This is a genomic window from Streptomyces sp. NPDC086766, from assembly GCF_044746005.1.
GTDB lineage: Bacteria > Actinomycetota > Actinomycetes > Streptomycetales > Streptomycetaceae > Streptomyces.
Map to the genome: position 1 here is coordinate 219833 of NZ_JBIVBI010000003.1, position 14907 is coordinate 234739.

Consider the following 14907-nt stretch of genomic DNA (forward strand, 5'->3'; position numbering starts at 1 on the left):
AGTATAGGTAACAATGAGCTATGATCCGTCAGTCGTCGCCGGTCGCGTCCGCGCCGGCGCCCGCCCACCTCCGTAGGAGCCCATGCACCCCGACCGCCAACCCTCCTGGACACCGCCCGCAGACGCCAAGGACCAGCCCAAGCAGGTCCGCCGGATCCTCGCCCTCTTCCGCCCCTACCGCGGCCGCCTCGCGATCGTCGGCCTGCTGGTCGGCGCCTCGTCCCTGGTCTCGGTCGCCACGCCCTTCCTGCTGAAGGCGACGCTCGACGTCGCGATCCCGCAGGGCCGCACCGGCCTGCTGAGCCTGCTCGCCCTCGGCATGATCCTCAGCGCCGTCCTCTCCAGCGTCTTCGGTGTCCTGCAGACCCTCATCTCGACGACCGTCGGCCAGCGCGTCATGCACGACCTGCGCACCGCCGTCTACGGCCGCCTCCAGCGCATGTCGCTCGCCTTCTTCACCCGCACCCGCACGGGCGAGGTGCAGTCGCGCATCGCGAACGACATCGGCGGGATGCAGGCCACCGTCACCTCGACCGCCACCTCGCTGGTCTCCAACCTCACCAGCGTGGTCGCCACCATCGTCGCGATGGTCGCCCTCGACTGGCGGCTGACCGTCGTCTCGCTGCTGTTGCTGCCGGTCTTCGTGTGGATCAGCCGCCGCGTCGGCAACGAGCGCAAGAAGATCACCACCGAGCGCCAGAAGCAGATGGCCGCCATGGCCGCCACGGTCACCGAGTCGCTCTCCGTCAGCGGCATCCTGCTCGGCCGCACGATGGGCCGCTCCGACTCGCTGACCGGGTCCTTCGCCGAGGAGTCCGAGCGCCTGGTGGACCTGGAGGTCAGATCGAACATGGCCGGGCGCTGGCGGATGGCCGTGATCACGATCGTCATGGCCGCCATGCCCGCCGTCATCTACTGGACCGCCGGCGTCACCCTCGGGCTCGGCGGCCCCCAGGTCTCCATCGGCACGATCGTCGCCTTCGTCTCGCTCCAGCAGGGCCTCTTCCGCCCGACCGTCAGCCTGCTGTCGACCGGCGTCCAGATCCAGACCTCGCTCGCGCTCTTCCAGCGCATCTTCGAGTACCTGGACCTGCCGATCGACATCACCGAGCGCGAGGCGCCGATCCACCTCGACCGCGTCAAGGGCGAGGTCCGCTTCGAGACCGTCGCCTTCCACTACGACGACAAGAGCGGCCCGATCCTCGACGGCATCGACGTCACCGTCCCCGCGGGCAGCAGCCTCGCGATCGTCGGCCCGACCGGCGCCGGCAAGTCCACCCTCGGCTACCTGGTGCCCCGGCTGTACGACGTGACGGGCGGCCGGGTCACCCTCGACGGCACCGACGTCCGCGACCTCGACTTCGACACCCTCGCGTGCGCTGTCGGCGTCGTCTCCCAGGAGACGTACCTCTTCCACGCCTCGGTCGCCGACAACCTCCGCTTCGCCAAGCCGGACGCCACCGACGAGGAACTGCGCGCGGCCGCGACGGCGGCTCAGATCCACGACCACATCGCGGCCCTGCCCGACGGGTACGACACGATCGTCGGCGAGCGCGGCCACCGCTTCTCCGGCGGCGAGAAGCAGCGCCTGGCCATCGCGCGCACCATCCTGCGCGATCCGCCGGTGCTGATCCTCGACGAGGCCACCAGCGCGCTGGACACGCGTACCGAGGCCGCCGTTCAGGAGGCCATCGACGCGCTGTCGGCCAACCGGACCACGCTGACCATCGCGCACCGCCTGTCCACCGTCCGGGGCGCCGACCAGATCGTGGTCCTGGACTCCGGGCGCGTGGCCGAACGCGGCACGCACGAGGAACTGCTGGAGCTCGACGGGCGTTACGCGGCACTCGTCCGCCGGGACGCGCGGCTGGAGCCGACGGGCTGAGGCGACCGTGCTGACGACGGCGGCTCAGGCTGCGGCCGCCGGGGGCGGCGTGGGCAGGCGCCCGATGTCCCGGACGGCGGCGCGGCCGGCCCGGTTGGCGCCGACGGTGCTGGCCGACGGGCCGTAGCCGACGAGGTGGACGCGCGGATCGGCGACCACGCGAGTGCCCTCCACACGGATTCCGCCTCCCGGCTCGCGCAGCCGGAGCGGCGCCAGGTGGCCCAGGGCGGCCCGGAACCCGGTCGCCCACAGGATGACGTCGGCGTCCACGTGCCGCCCGTCCTTCCACTCCACACCGTCCGGAGTGATCCGGTCGAACATCGGCCGCCGGTCCAGGACCCCGTCCGCCAGCCCCTGCCGGACGGCCTCGTTGAGAGGCAGCCCGGTGACCGAGACGACGCTCATGGGCGGCAGCCCCTGCCGCACCCGTTCGTCGACGAGCGCGACAGCGGACCGGCCCGCGTTCTCGTCGAACGGGCCGTCCCGAAAGACCGGGGGCCTTCGCGTCACCCAGGTGGTGGCGGCCGCGACCGGCGCGATCTCCAGCAGGTGCTGGGTCCCGGACGCGCCCCCGCCCACCACGACCACCCGCAGCCCCGCGAACTCCTCCGGCCCGGCGTACCGCGCGGTGTGCAACTGCCGCCCGCGGAAGGTCTCCTGACCCGGACACCGCGGCCAGAAGGGCCGGTCCCAGGTGCCGGTGGCGTTGATCAGGGCCCGCGTCCGCCACGCGCCCGCCGAGGTGTCGACGAGCAGCCGCCCGCCGGTGCTCTCCCGGACGGCCCGCACGTCCACCGGCCTGCGCACCCGCAGATCGAAGCGGCGTTCGTAGGCGGCGAAGTACTCTCCGACGACCTCGGAGGAGGGCCGCGCGGGATCGGCGTCCGTCAGCTCCATGCCCGGCAGCGCGTGCATCCCGTGCACCTTGCCGTACGTCAGCGACGGCCAGCGGAACTGCCAGGCGCCGCCGGCGGCGGGGGAGTGGTCGAGCACCACGAAGCCGCGCCCCGGCTCGTATCCGGCGCGCCGCAGATGGTAGGCGCTGGACAGCCCGGCCTGACCGGCGCCTACGACGACCACCTCGACCTCGCGCGCATCGTTCACGCCTCTGCCAACCGCCCCGGGGAGGCGGATCTTCCCGGCGCCAGGGGCGGCTCGGCGCGACCGGCCACAAGACCCCGCGACGGCGCGTGCGCACGGAGGACACCACGGAGCGGCGCCTGCGCACGGAGGACACCGCGGAACGGCGCGTGCGGGGGACGCCTCGGAGGGGTCATGCGCGTGTGAAAGCCGGCTCAGGGGTCAGGATGGGGGCATGTCCGATGCCTTCACCACCCGAGTGCTGAACGTCGCCTCCGGCTCCAGCGAGTCGGTCGTCGACCTGACCCGCGACTGCGAGGCCTTCCTGCGGGAGGCCGCCGCCGGGCGCGACGGCCTGCTCAACCTGTTCGTGCCGCACGCGACCGCCGGGATCGCCCTCATCGAGACGGGCGCAGGCAGCGACGACGACCTGCTCGCCGCCCTGCACACCCTCCTCCCCGCCGACGACCGCTGGCAGCACCGGCACGGCAGCCCGGGACACGGCCGCGACCACGTCCTCCCGGCGCTCGTCCCGCCGCACGCGACGATCCCGGTGGTCAGCGGACGGCTGGAACTGGGGACTTGGCAGTCGGTCTGCCTGGTGGACACGAACAAGGACAATCCCCACCGTCAGGTGCGGCTGAGCTTCCTGGGCTGATCGAGCCGATCAGAAGCGTCCTGGCCGTCTCCGAGCTCGTGGGCCGGGACCTGATGCGGCACGGGAACGCAGACCCTGGCGGCGTCGGGCGAAGGTCCGTCGGCCGGACCGAGAACACCACGGCCGGGATTGTTTGTCGGCATGCACTGGTCAAACAGGATCCGAATGGGGCAGACTGCCGCGGCGCGACGCCGCCCCCCCTGGGTTCTGGAGGAAGACCATGCCCCATCGCATCAACCGCCGACTGCTCGCGGCCTCGATCGGCTTCGTGGCGGCGGCCGCCGCCCTCGGACCGCAGGCCGGTCCGGCCTCGGCCGCACAGGACCCCTCGGCCCGGGTCTTCATGGTCAACCCGGTGCAGTCGAGCGGTGACCAGGGCCTGACCGACAGCAAGGACGCAGCCGGAGCCGTGCCGTCGTCGGCGTACGCCACCGCGGCGCTGCGCAACCTCGACGGCAGCGGCGGCCTCAGCGGCAAGTGGGTGACGGTCCGGTCCAAGACCGGCCCCGCGGCGTACGCGGTCGACGGCGTGTACGCCTACGACCGCAGCAGCGACCAGTTCGAGCAGGTGATGGCGTACTTCTGGATCAACGAGGCGCAGGAGTACCTGCAGAGCCTCGGCTTCGGCAGCGAACTGCCCGCCGCCAACGCACGGCAGCAGCCGGTGCGCATCGACCAGTGGGGCGCCGACAACTCCTTCTTCACCGACAAGAAGGCCGAGATCCGCTTCGGCAAGGGCGGTGTGGACGACGCCGAGGACGCCGAGGTCATCGTCCACGAGTACGGCCACGCCGTGCACAACGCCCAGGTCCCCGGCTTCGGCACGTCCGAGGAGGCCGGCTCCATCGGGGAGGCGTTCGGCGACTACCTGGCCGTCTCCGTGGGCGACCACGCCGACGCGAAGTACGGCTGGCCGCGCCGCACCGATCTCGCGTGCGTCGCCGACTGGGACTCCGTCAGCTACACCTCCGGAACGCCGCACTGTCTGCGCAGGGTGGACGGCGACAAGACCTACGCGGACAAGGTGGGTGAGGTGCACGCAGACGGGGAGATCTGGTCCCGCGCCCTTTTCGACATCCGCACGGCACTGGGTGCACGCACCGCGGACCGGATCATCGTCAACGCCCAGTTCGGCTTCGCGCCGGACACCAGCTTCAAGGACGCGGCGCTGAAGACGATCGCTACCGCCCAGGACATGTACGGCGCCCACGAGGCCGACGCGGTCCGCCAGGCGTTTGCCGCCCGGGGCATCCCCGGCGTGTGACGCTCTTCCCCCCCCGCCGGGTCCGTGACGGGAGCCCGGCGGGGCGGCGGCCGCCTCACGGCGAGCCGCGGACGCGTCCCGGCATCCGCCGCCCTGTTCGAGGCGCTGCGCGCGGAGCTGCGGTGAAGCGCCCTCGAGGTGACCGAGATCGACGCCCACCTCGAGGACCCCGCGTCGGGCGGGCGGCGGCCGGACGGCTGCGTGCGCCGGTCGGCGGTCGCCGGTCGGCGGTCGGCGGTCGAACACCTTGGACCGTATCCGGCGGTGCGGAGGGCTGTCGGCGAACCGGTCACCGCCCCTTGTGCCCGGACCCGCCGCGCCCGATACTCCCACTGAGCGCCTGTCAGGAGCATGCCATTCGAAGGGAGTTCGTCGCCCTTCGGATGTCCGCTCTCGTGGCGCCGGGCCTCTCACCCCCCGGGCCCTCCTACACCCCAGGAGGACATCTGTGAGGATCCAGCGCACCACCCGCGCCCGTGCCACCGGACACAGACGTCTGCTGCTCGCCGCTGCGGGCCTCGCAGGCGCCTGCGCCCTCGTCGTACCGCAGGCCGCCACCGCGGCGCCCGCCGGGACGTACAGCGCCTCCGAACTCTCCCAGGTCAGCCGCGCGGTGGAGCGCGCCGACGTCCCGGGCACGGCCTGGGGCGTGGACCAGAGCTCCGGCCGGGTGGTCGTGACCGCCGACAGCACCGTCTCCCGCGCCGAACTCGCCAGGATCACCAGGGCCGCCGGCTCCGACGCCGGTGCGATCACCGTCAGGCGCACACCCGGCGCCCTCACGCCGCTGCTCTCCGCCGGAGATGCCATCTACGGCGGCGGATACCGTTGTTCGCTGGGCTTCAACGTCGTCAGCGGCAGTACCTACTACTTCCTCACGGCCGGGCACTGCGGAAACGTGGCGAAGACCTGGTACACCAATTCCAGCCTCAGCACCCTCATCGGCCCGACCATGGGCTCGAGCTTCCCGGGCAACGACTACGCTCTGGTCCGCTACGACAACACCTCGCTGAGCCACCCCGGCGGCTACACCGCGGCTGACGCGTACGTCGGCGAGTCCGTCAAGCGCACCGGCTCGACCACCGGCACCCACAGCGGTACCGTCACCGCGCTCAACGTCACCGTCCACTACAGCGGCGGCGGGACGGTCAAGGGCCTGATCCAGACCACCGTGTGCGCCGAGCCCGGTGACTCCGGCGGCCCGCTCTACGACGGTACGAAGGCGCTCGGCATCACGTCGGGAGGCAGCGGTGACTGCCGTACGGGCGGCACCACGTTCTTCCAGCCCGTCACCGAGGCGCTCAGTGCGTACAAGGTGAGCATGTACTGATCCCTCCCCGTCGGCCCGGCTGTCCTCCCGGATGAGCGGCGGCCGGGCCGCCCACAGTGTTCCCCACGCGCCGCCTTCCCCCGTTCCGCTCTCCCCGGTGCTGCCGGTGCTGCCGGTGCTGTACGAGCGCACTGTCGATGTGCGGGGGATGCGCAGGGAGTTCCCCTGACCCCGTGCGCCGTTGTGGCGCCACCCTTCGGCTGCCCGCCGACCGTGGCGCCGGCGGTCGTCCCACTTGGCGGGGGCCGGAGGCCGTCCTGTCCGCCCCGCTTCGTCCGGTCGCTCGCCGTCCTCCGCCCGCCTGTTGTATAACCGGGCGTTCATCGAACTCATCTTCCCCGCCGAAGGGTTGTGACGTGCTGTCCGGAACCGGAAAACGTGGGTGCCCGAGTGGGCGCCGTGCCGTAGGCGCCCTGTCGGTCGTGGCTGCCGTGGCCGTGTCGTCCGGATGCTCGGCGCACGACGGAACGCGAGAGCCGGAGGGGCGGCGCGCCCCCTCGAAGACCGCGCGGGCCGAACCGGCGCAGAAGGGTGAGAGGAAGCCGGAGCCGAAGACCGCCGGGCAGTTCGTCGCCCGCGCCCGTGAGGCCATGCGGGCCGAGAAGGGGTGGACGTTCGCCCTGCGGGGCAGCGAGTCCGCCGTCATGCAGGGGCAGGCGCCGTCCAGCGCGACGTACACCGCGGCCGTGCACCGGACCACCGCCCCTGTCGCGCTCCAGCAGACCGGCACCGTCATCACCAGCAAGGGGGAGCGCAAGCCCGAGGCGGTGTATGTCGTCGGCGGCACCGGTTACGTCAAGGAGGGCGTCGAGGCATGGAAGAAGGGGGCGCTCTCCGACCCCGACATCGCCAACGAGGTCGAGGACCCCTTGGCCGAGCTGGACACATTCGCGGGGTACGCCAAGAGCGCGACCGTGGCTCGTACGGGAACGGGCGTGCGGCTTCGGGTCAGTGCGTCCGGATGGCAGTTGTCCGCTGCCCGGAACCGCCCCGCGCTCGAGAGAGCTGCGCGCGAAGTGCAGCCCACACTGGATCAGTTGCGCAAGGCCGGGGTGACGGCGACCGACAGCCAGATCACGCTCAAGGACTTCAGCGAGACGTGGGACCTGGATGGCGAGGCACAGGGGTACCGGGTCGCGTCACACCGCTACGCGTTCACGTTCCTCGTGCCTTTCCGAAGCGGCGACATCACGGTGAGTCAGGAGGTACGGGCCGACAACCGCGGGGTCTTCGGAGGGCACGTGACCTTGCCGTCCGGGGTGTGATCTGCGGCCCCGTACGCCGGGAGACGAGAGGGCGGCGGGTCGAGCCGGTCAGTAGGGAGCCATCACCGGATCGCCGATCACCCGCTGTCCCACCCGAGCGGCAAGCCAGGGGGCCCGCGGGAGTTCGATCTGCTTGACGTGCACGAAGACGGATCGAGTTCTGGGCCTGAGAGGGCCGGGCAGTGCACGACGCACAGCCTCCGGAAAGGTTGTACGCACCGTGCGACCTTCTTGTGTGGTACATGACACGTATGTCCACCTGTGATGTTCAGGGCCCGGTATCCGCTTGATCAACGAGGGGGAATGCGCTCCTGTCTTCCCCCGTCTGGCGGAGGGGGAGCGGAACCGTGGCCGAAGTGGACGAACGGGTGCCGTGTGCGGTCGAGATGCGGTCCTGCGCAGCGGGCTTCCTCGCACGCATCAGCACCCGCAACCGGCTGCCCCTGGACTACTCGGAGCGCAGTCTGCGGGTCGTCGACTTCCTGATCGACGGGCTCCGCAAGGGCGGGACCGACCGGGCAGGTGCCCGGAACGCTCTGCTCGGCCTCGGGGCGTACGTGGGCGAGGTGCTCGTGCGCCGCGCGGGGGCGGTGTGGGTGGACTTCGACGGGGACCAGCGCGGCTACTTCGGGCAGTCGGTCGGCGTGCGCATGCCGGACGGACGCGTCTGGAATCCCCTCGGCAAGGTGGTCAACCGCTTCGAGGCGGGCAGTCCCGAGGAGTCCCTGCAGACCTTCTACCTGACCCTGCACGGACGGGCACGGAGGACCGCGGCCCGATGACCGGACGGCAGATCGTCGACGTCGCCTACGGCGAGGGCTGGGACTCCGGACGCGGAGCCGTGCTCGGCCCGATCGAGGACGAACGCCTCCTGAGGGAGGGGGAGTTCTACGGTTTCGGAGTGGACATGCTCGTCCTGCACGGGGCGACCCCCTCCGGCCCCACGCGGACTTCCTGATCCCATGAACGTTTTCATCGACGTCCTGGTGGTCCTGTCCGTCCTCGTCGCGCTGGCGCTCGCCCCGCGCGTGGTGGCCCGCCGCCCGAGACCGTCCGGTGGGCGCACCGCCCGCGCCGCCCTGTCGCCACTCGCCGTGCTCGCGGTGGTGACCGGGCTCGTCTACGTCAACCAGGTGCTGTTCACCGTGTACGTGCTGCGGGTGCACGGCGGTGACCCCTCGTTCGTCGCGCGGTACCTGCCCGAGCGGTGGTTCGACCTCGCCTCCGGCAGTCCCGTGCTGCGCGGGCTCGCCGACGGCTTTCCCACGCCCGGGCTCCTCGCCCCGTCGGTCCTCCGGGTCCAGGCGTTCCTCGAACTCCCTTTTGTGCTGTCGGCGTTCGCGACCGTCGTGCGGTGGCTCGACGCCGGCCTCTACCGGGGGATCGCCCGGTCTGCCCTGCTGCCGCTGGCCTCCGTGTGGTACACCGTCGTGTTCTGTCTGGTGGAGTGGGATCTGCGCAATCCCTACACGGTCGACGACATCGTCGTGCGTGGGGTCTCGGCCGTGCTGACTCCATGCCTTCTCCGGTGGCTCGCGGCACGGGACACGGGGGTTTCCCGCACGCCCGCCTCCGTGCCCGGACTGCTCGTGTTCATCGGATCGCTCGGTGCCCTGGGCGCGCTCGTCCTCGTCGTCTACGACACCGCTCTCCTCTACAACCTGGGGCGATTGGCCGAGCGGCTGCCGGTGGCCGCGGTGGCCGTCGTCGCGCTCGCGGGACTCCGGCGTGGCGCCGCCCGCCTGCCGGAACCAGCCGCCCCCGGACGCACCCTCACCTTCGTGCTGTACGCCCTGCGCCACTGGCTCGCCCTGTTCTTCCTGCCCGCCCTCGCCATCCGGTACGGCGTCATGTTCGGGACGCCTCGGCTGGCCGGCGCGGCGGGTCTTCTGGTGGGCGTCACCGCCCTCGCCCTCTCCTGGCGACACGCGGCGGTCGACACGAGGCCACTCGGCCTCGCCGTTCTCACCGCCACCGGCGCTGCCTGCGCTACTGCCTGGGCGATCCCCGCCTCGTACTACGAAGTCACCCTTCTGTTCGCGATGGCCGCCTTCCTCCTCACAGTCGTTCTCGTCGCGGGCCTCGTCGACGCCCGCGCGACGCGCCAGGTGTGCGGCTGACGGACGCCTATGACAGAGGGGCCTGGGCTTTGTTTCTCAGGCGCTGGTAGGGGGTTTCGCCGACGAGGGCGCTCTCACTTTCCGGCAGGTGACACGAGCCGAGGACGCCGGGCGTCACCGGGTGGCGGGCGTCGGCCCGGTCGTGAGCATCTGGGTCGTGGCCAGGTCGCGATAGAGGGAATCGGTCTCGAGCAGTTCCGCGTGGGTCCCCACGGCCCGGACCCGGCCCGCCTCCATGACGATGATGCGGTCGGCGGTGGTGACGGTGGACAGCCGGTGCGCCACCACGAGCACGGTGATGTTCCGCGCCGCCTCCGCCACGGTCTCCCGCAGTGCCGCTTCGTTGTCGGCGTCCAACTGCGACGTGGCCTCGTCCAGGAGGAGTAGCCGAGGGCGGCGCAGGAGAGCGCGGGCGATGGCCACGCGCTGGCGTTCTCCTCCGGACAGCCGACTGCCCCGGTGGCCGACCAGGGTGTCCAGCCCCTGCGGAAGACGGGCGACGACAGATTCCAGCCGGGCGCGGCGCAGTGTCTCGTGAAGGTCGTCGTCCGGGGTGTGCGGTGCGCCGAGGGTCAGATTCTCGCGCAGTGTGCCGGACAGGACGGGCGCCTCCTGCTCGACGTAACCGATCGCTGCGCGCAGTTCGGCCAGGGGCCACTGTCTCAGGTCGACCCCGTCCAGGAAGACGCGGCCGGTGTCCGGATCGTAGAAGCGTTCGAGCAGGGAGAAGGCGGTGGTCTTGCCCGCACCGGAGGGGCCCACGAGGGCCGTCAGCCCTCGGGCGGGCACGGTGAAGGAGATGCTGTGATGGACGGCGGGCAGCCCGGGCTGATAACGGAAGCCCACCTGTTCGAAGCGTACGGTGGCCGCCGGCCGGTGAGGCCGCCGCGCCGTCTCCGCAGCGCAGGTGGGCGACGCGCAGGGGACTGAGGGTTCGGTGGTCTCCACGGCCATGTGCTGAACCGCCTCGATACGCCGGGCGGCGGCCGCGCCGACCTGGAGCTGCCCCACGGCCTCGACGAGCTGACTGATCCTCGGGGCCAGGGCGAACAGATACAGCAGGAAGGCGACCAGGGTGGACACGCTGATCGTCCCGGAGGCGACCCGGGCACCGCCCACACCGAGCACCGCCAGGAAGGACGCCTGCCCGGCCACGCCGGAGGCGGCCGCCGACAGCGCCTGCCAGCCGGCGGCGCGTACGCCGGTGCGACGGGCCTCCTCCGCCATGCGGTCCAGCGCGGCAGACTCCCGCTGCTCGGCTCCGGCGGCCTTGACCGCGCGCACCGCCCCAAGGGCCCGTTCCAGAGCCGCGCCGATCTCGCCGACCGACTCCTGAGCCTGCCGGGTGGCACGTCCGATGGCGGGAGCGGCAGCCCCCACGACCGCTCCCAGGAACACCATGACGGTGAGCGTGACGGAGAGCAGCACCAGGTCGACGAGGCCCATCAGCACCAGCGTCATGACCAGTACGACGACGCCGGTGACGGCGGGGGCCGCGGACTGGGTGGCGGCTTGACGCAGCAGCATGGTGTCGGAGGTGGCACGGGTGATCAGATCGCCCGGTTCGTGCCGGTCCAGTTCGGGCACCGGCAACCGGAGCAGGCGCCCGGTGATCCGCCGGCGGGCGGAACACACGACGAACTCGGCGGTGCGGTGCAGGACGTACTGGCCCAGGGCGGAGAACGCCGCGGCACCGAGCAGGAGCGCGGTCAGGACCACTACGGGCCCCATGGGCGTGCGTCCCGTGCCCAGGTTGTCGATCAACCGCTTGGCGGCCAGGGGTTGGGCCAGGCCGAGGGTGCTGCCGATCAGTCCGAGCAGTGCCCCGGCCAGGCCGGCGCGGCGGTGGGGCCGTAGCAGGGCCGCCAGGGCCCGGTAGCCGGATGCGGCCCTGAGCGTGCCCGTGGGGGAGGCAGCGCCTTCGGCCTCGGCGATCGGGGCGGGCACGCCGACCCCGTCCTCGGAGACGGGTGAGGTGGCCGGGGCCGGCGTTCCGGTGCCGGGGCGCGTGGTGGCGGGCGGCTCTCCGGCCATGGGTCAGTCGACCGTGAAGAAGCGCTGGAAGTAATCGGCGGGGCAGTCCTCGCCGACCGGTTGTGAATCCGCCTCCACCCAGGCGTGCGCGGCGAACGGCGGCTGCTTGCGCACTCCCACGCACCAGGTGGGCCACTGACCGCGCATCCGGCACAGCAGGACGGTCGCCAGCGACCTGGGCAGGCATCCCTTGCGGCCGCCTGCGGTCAGGCTCACGGCCAGGACGGTGTCCAGGGCAGCCGAGGTCTGTGCCGCCGAGGCCGGACGTGCGCCACGGCGCACCTGCCGCAGCACGGTGCGTATACGGGCAGGTGGCTGGGTCGCCAGCAGGTGGGCGCACCCCACCGCGAGGCGGGTCGCCAACCGGGTGGGCAGCGGTACGGAACGAGGCCGGTAAGGGACCGCTTCGGGCGTCGACATGACCATCCTTTCCGCGTGTTCGGACGTCGTGAGGGAAGTGCTCCGGCTTCTCGGGCCGTCGGCCGTTCCGCCCGTCAGTGCCCGCTGATGAGCCCGGCCGATCGCAGTTCCGAGAGGATACGGTCGACATCCTGCTGGGCGAGGCCGTCGTTGACGTCGTACCGCTCCGTCAGGGCATGCACGGCCTCTTCCGTGCCCCGGCCCGCCAGCAGCGTCTCCAGGACCACGGCGGCGGTGGGGTTGAGGGTCCAGTACTCGCCACTGTTCTCGTCCAGCAGGGCCAGGCCGTACTCGGTTTCGGCCATCAGGATGCCGCCGCGCAACTCCAGGTTCATCGGAAGACCTCCGTAGCGAGGAACGCTTGTCTGTGGTGGCAGGGGTTGTCGGAACGCGCCACGGCGGTACCGGTCGGTGGCGGCCGGGCCGGGGAAGCGCAGATGACCGGTGGCGCGTGGTGGCTGTCCCGTCAGCCGTCCGCGCGGGGGTGCAGCGCCTCCCGGGTACGCAGCCACACCTCACAGCCGACGGTCGGATGGAGGAGGACGTTCTCCAGCTCCGCCGACACAGGACCGGAGCACCAGGCGCGCCACGCCCGGGCGTCGATCAGGCCCAGTTCGGCCAGCCGGGAGTCCTCGCAGAGTGCCAGCAGCGCTTCACGGTGCCGCCGCAGCCCGACCTCCTCCTCCAGTGTGGCGTTGGCCTTGGTGGCGCGGGTGCGGCTGGCCTCGGGGACGACGCCGCGCATGGCCTCCACGACGAGCGGCTTGTACCGCCACGGAGACACCCGCTCCTCGGGCCGCACCGCCAGGCCGGTTTCCACCACGCGGTCGTCGTAGAAGGGGGAGGCGAAGAGCATGCCGCGCCGGCGCGTCATCTGGTTGAGGTGCCGAGCGAACCGGGACACCGCTTGCATGGTGGCCAGTTCGCGGTGCTCCCCGTGCCCCGGGCCCAGGGGCCGCGCCACGACGGCCTCCTGCCGGATGAGTGCGCGCACCGCGTCGACGGCGTCCGGGGTGGCCCACGGCGGCACCCTCGCCGGCGAGCACCACTGGAACAGCGGTTCCTCCAGCGAGGGCAGCGGGCCGGTCAGGTCCGTCGCGATCTGCTCCAGCCACGCCCCGTAGGAGCGGCGGTCCAGCAGTTGTCGTGTGGCTCGCCGCCGCGACCAGCGATACTTGGCCAGGTATCCGCGGGCGTGGCGGACGGCGGTGCGCGGGTGGCGCGGCAGCAGGTCGTGAACACGGGCGGAGGCGCCCGCGAGCAACTCGTCACCCCCGAAACCGCTCAGGTGGACGGTGGATCCCCGGTCCGCCGCAAGGTCGAGAAGACTCATGCGCCGGTTGCGGTCCACGGCGTACAGCGAGGGAGCGTCCAGTACGTCGGTCAGCGTGTTCACGCCGTCGAAGGTGAGCGGGAAGTCCTCGGCCGCGACGATGTGGTGCTCGACGCGCCCCACGGCGCCGTCGACCGACGACAGGTCCTCGACCGTGCGACGAGCCCAGTGGACGTCATCGCCGCGAGGGTCGTGGGTCGCCGCGGTGTAGGCGACGACCTTGGCCCCGGCGCCCACCGCGGTGCACACCACGGCGGTCGAATCCAGCCCGCCCAGATCGGCGGTGACCACATCCCGGTCCCGGACCCGGATCTCGACGGCGCGGCGCAGTTCGTCCCGCAGTCTCGCGGCGCCCTCGGCCAACGGCACGTCGCGACGCGGCAACCACCACCAGCGCTTGCGGTGTGCCCGCCCGTCGCGTTCCAGGACCAGGTAGTCGTGGCCGGGAAGTGCCTCCACCCCGCGCCACACGGGTCGCGCGGACAGCGGGTGGAGCACGCCCAGACTGAGCATCTGGAGGGCAAGCCGACCCTCGTCGAGGGGCGCCCCGATCAGGTCGGCCAGGACGTCCGCCCGATCGGCCGCCAGGTGAGCCGAGTGCGCTCCGCCATGGAACAGGGAGCGGACACCGGTGACCGTGCCCTGAGCACGTACCCGCCCGTGCACACTGGCCAGTAGGTGGTAACTGCCGTGCCAGGAGCGGGCGAGGCGGTCGAGGGAGCCCAGATCGGTGGCCGCGGCCGCCGCACGGGCCGCTTCCTCGGGGGTGACGCCGTGCTCACCCGACACGGCGAGACGCACTCCGCGGCACTCGCCGACGGCCAGCTCCCCTGGACTCCAGCGTCCCATCAACCACGGCCGGCCGGAGGCGTGCGGGTAGCTCTCGGTGGCGTGCGGAAGGGCCCTGGCCCCCACGGCTGCCGCTTCGTCGGTATCGGGCAGCACCACGAACCAGGCGGGCACCACGGCGAGTGACGCAGGGCTGTTCATGGACTCACGTACCTCCGGTCGATGGCGTGTCCGCCGGTGCGGGTAGGACCCGGGGAGTGGCGGAGGACGGTCGGTGACCGCCCTCCGCCGACATGTGCGGGCCCCGTTCACCTCACGCGAAGGCGATGAGAGAAGGGACCGGTCGCCTCGGGTCAGATGAGCTGGTGACCGCCGAGGAGGTCCTTGGCGGTACCGCCCGCCAGACCCGTCGTCTTGCGGAAACCGCCGGCCTTGGTGAGTGTCGGGCGCTCGTACGTCATGGCCACACATCCTTTCGTCTGCGACGACATCAGCTGTCGCCTCGTCAGTCGGTTGAAGGAAACGTTGGCGCAGGATCCTGCTCGAATCAGACCGTTTTCACCGCGGTTCCGGATCCGTGGACGGCCAATTCGGTTAGTCACCCTAGGGGCGGCAATCGGATCACCACAACAGTGCACGGGGGGAGCGTGAGGCACACGGGATGCGAACTCTGCATCTCTGCGGGGGCGAATGCCGCCGAAAGTGCCGGGACACGGGCCATGGAGATGG

Annotated in this window: 14 protein-coding genes; 8 read left to right on the forward strand and 6 right to left on the reverse strand. The window is 71.8% G+C overall.

The annotated features are described in order from the left end of the window. Positions 1-82: 82 nt before the first annotated feature. Entirely contained in the window at positions 83-1885 is a 1803-nt protein-coding gene (locus tag ACIPM1_RS06860) for an ABC transporter ATP-binding protein (RefSeq protein ID WP_402429923.1), read from the forward strand. A 24-nt stretch (positions 1886-1909) separates the two neighbouring features. On the opposite strand, the gene ACIPM1_RS06865 is transcribed toward ACIPM1_RS06860, so the two are convergent. Beyond that, positions 1910-2989, reverse strand: a complete 1080-nt coding sequence (locus ACIPM1_RS06865) for an NAD(P)-binding domain-containing protein (protein ID WP_402429926.1) — start codon at positions 2987-2989, stop codon at positions 1910-1912. 211 nt (positions 2990-3200) lie between these two features. Between ACIPM1_RS06865 and ACIPM1_RS06870 the strand changes: the two genes are divergently transcribed. The 7 genes from ACIPM1_RS06870 (at position 3201) to ACIPM1_RS06900 (ending at position 9602) form a co-directional block, all read left to right on the forward strand. Continuing rightward, on the forward strand, positions 3201-3623 hold the full coding sequence (locus ACIPM1_RS06870) for a secondary thiamine-phosphate synthase enzyme YjbQ (protein WP_402429929.1): 423 nt from the start codon (positions 3201-3203) through the stop codon (positions 3621-3623). A 220-nt stretch (positions 3624-3843) separates the two neighbouring features. Continuing rightward, positions 3844-4887 (forward strand): M4 family metallopeptidase, encoded by a 1044-nt coding sequence (locus tag ACIPM1_RS06875; RefSeq protein ID WP_356180150.1) that lies wholly within the window; start codon positions 3844-3846, stop codon positions 4885-4887. A 448-nt stretch (positions 4888-5335) separates the two neighbouring features. Next, on the forward strand, positions 5336-6217 hold the full coding sequence (locus ACIPM1_RS06880) for a S1 family peptidase (RefSeq protein WP_402429932.1): 882 nt from the start codon (positions 5336-5338) through the stop codon (positions 6215-6217). 422 nt (positions 6218-6639) lie between these two features. Next, positions 6640-7482: a hypothetical protein gene (locus ACIPM1_RS06885; protein ID WP_402429935.1), complete on the forward strand. Its 843-nt coding sequence runs from the start codon at positions 6640-6642 to the stop codon at positions 7480-7482. A gap of 386 nt (positions 7483-7868) precedes the next feature. Further along, on the forward strand, positions 7869-8264 hold the full coding sequence (locus ACIPM1_RS06890) for a hypothetical protein (protein ID WP_402430716.1): 396 nt from the start codon (positions 7869-7871) through the stop codon (positions 8262-8264). Then, the gene (locus tag ACIPM1_RS06895) at positions 8261-8440 is read left to right on the forward strand and encodes a hypothetical protein (RefSeq protein ID WP_402429938.1); all 180 of its coding nucleotides are present in this window, start codon (positions 8261-8263) and stop codon (positions 8438-8440) included. Before ACIPM1_RS06890 ends, ACIPM1_RS06895 begins: the two co-directional genes overlap by 4 nt. A gap of 4 nt (positions 8441-8444) precedes the next feature. After that, on the forward strand, positions 8445-9602 hold the full coding sequence (locus ACIPM1_RS06900; RefSeq protein WP_402429941.1) for a hypothetical protein: 1158 nt from the start codon (positions 8445-8447) through the stop codon (positions 9600-9602). 114 nt (positions 9603-9716) lie between these two features. Here the strand turns inward: ACIPM1_RS06900 and ACIPM1_RS06905 are convergent, their stop codons facing one another. The 5 genes from ACIPM1_RS06905 to ACIPM1_RS06925 all read right to left on the reverse strand — a co-directional run bounded on the left by ACIPM1_RS06905 (position 9717) and on the right by ACIPM1_RS06925 (position 14639). Next, positions 9717-11636, reverse strand: coding sequence for an ABC transporter ATP-binding protein (locus tag ACIPM1_RS06905; protein ID WP_402429944.1), 1920 nt, complete (start codon positions 11634-11636; stop codon positions 9717-9719). A gap of 3 nt (positions 11637-11639) precedes the next feature. Beyond that, complete coding sequence (locus tag ACIPM1_RS06910) at positions 11640-12056, reverse strand: lasso peptide biosynthesis B2 protein (protein WP_402429946.1); 417 nt, start codon at positions 12054-12056, stop codon at positions 11640-11642. Positions 12057-12130: 74 nt separating this feature from the next. Further along, positions 12131-12391 carry a lasso peptide biosynthesis PqqD family chaperone gene (locus tag ACIPM1_RS06915; RefSeq protein ID WP_356180128.1) on the reverse strand — a complete coding sequence of 87 codons (261 nt, stop codon included), beginning with the start codon at positions 12389-12391 and terminating at the stop codon, positions 12131-12133. A gap of 131 nt (positions 12392-12522) precedes the next feature. Further along, complete coding sequence (locus ACIPM1_RS06920; protein ID WP_402429950.1) at positions 12523-14379, reverse strand: asparagine synthase-related protein; 1857 nt, start codon at positions 14377-14379, stop codon at positions 12523-12525. Positions 14380-14531: 152 nt separating this feature from the next. Next, positions 14532-14639 (reverse strand): keywimysin-related RiPP, encoded by a 108-nt coding sequence (locus tag ACIPM1_RS06925; RefSeq protein ID WP_107119473.1) that lies wholly within the window; start codon positions 14637-14639, stop codon positions 14532-14534. Between the last annotated feature and the right edge of the window lie 268 nt (positions 14640-14907).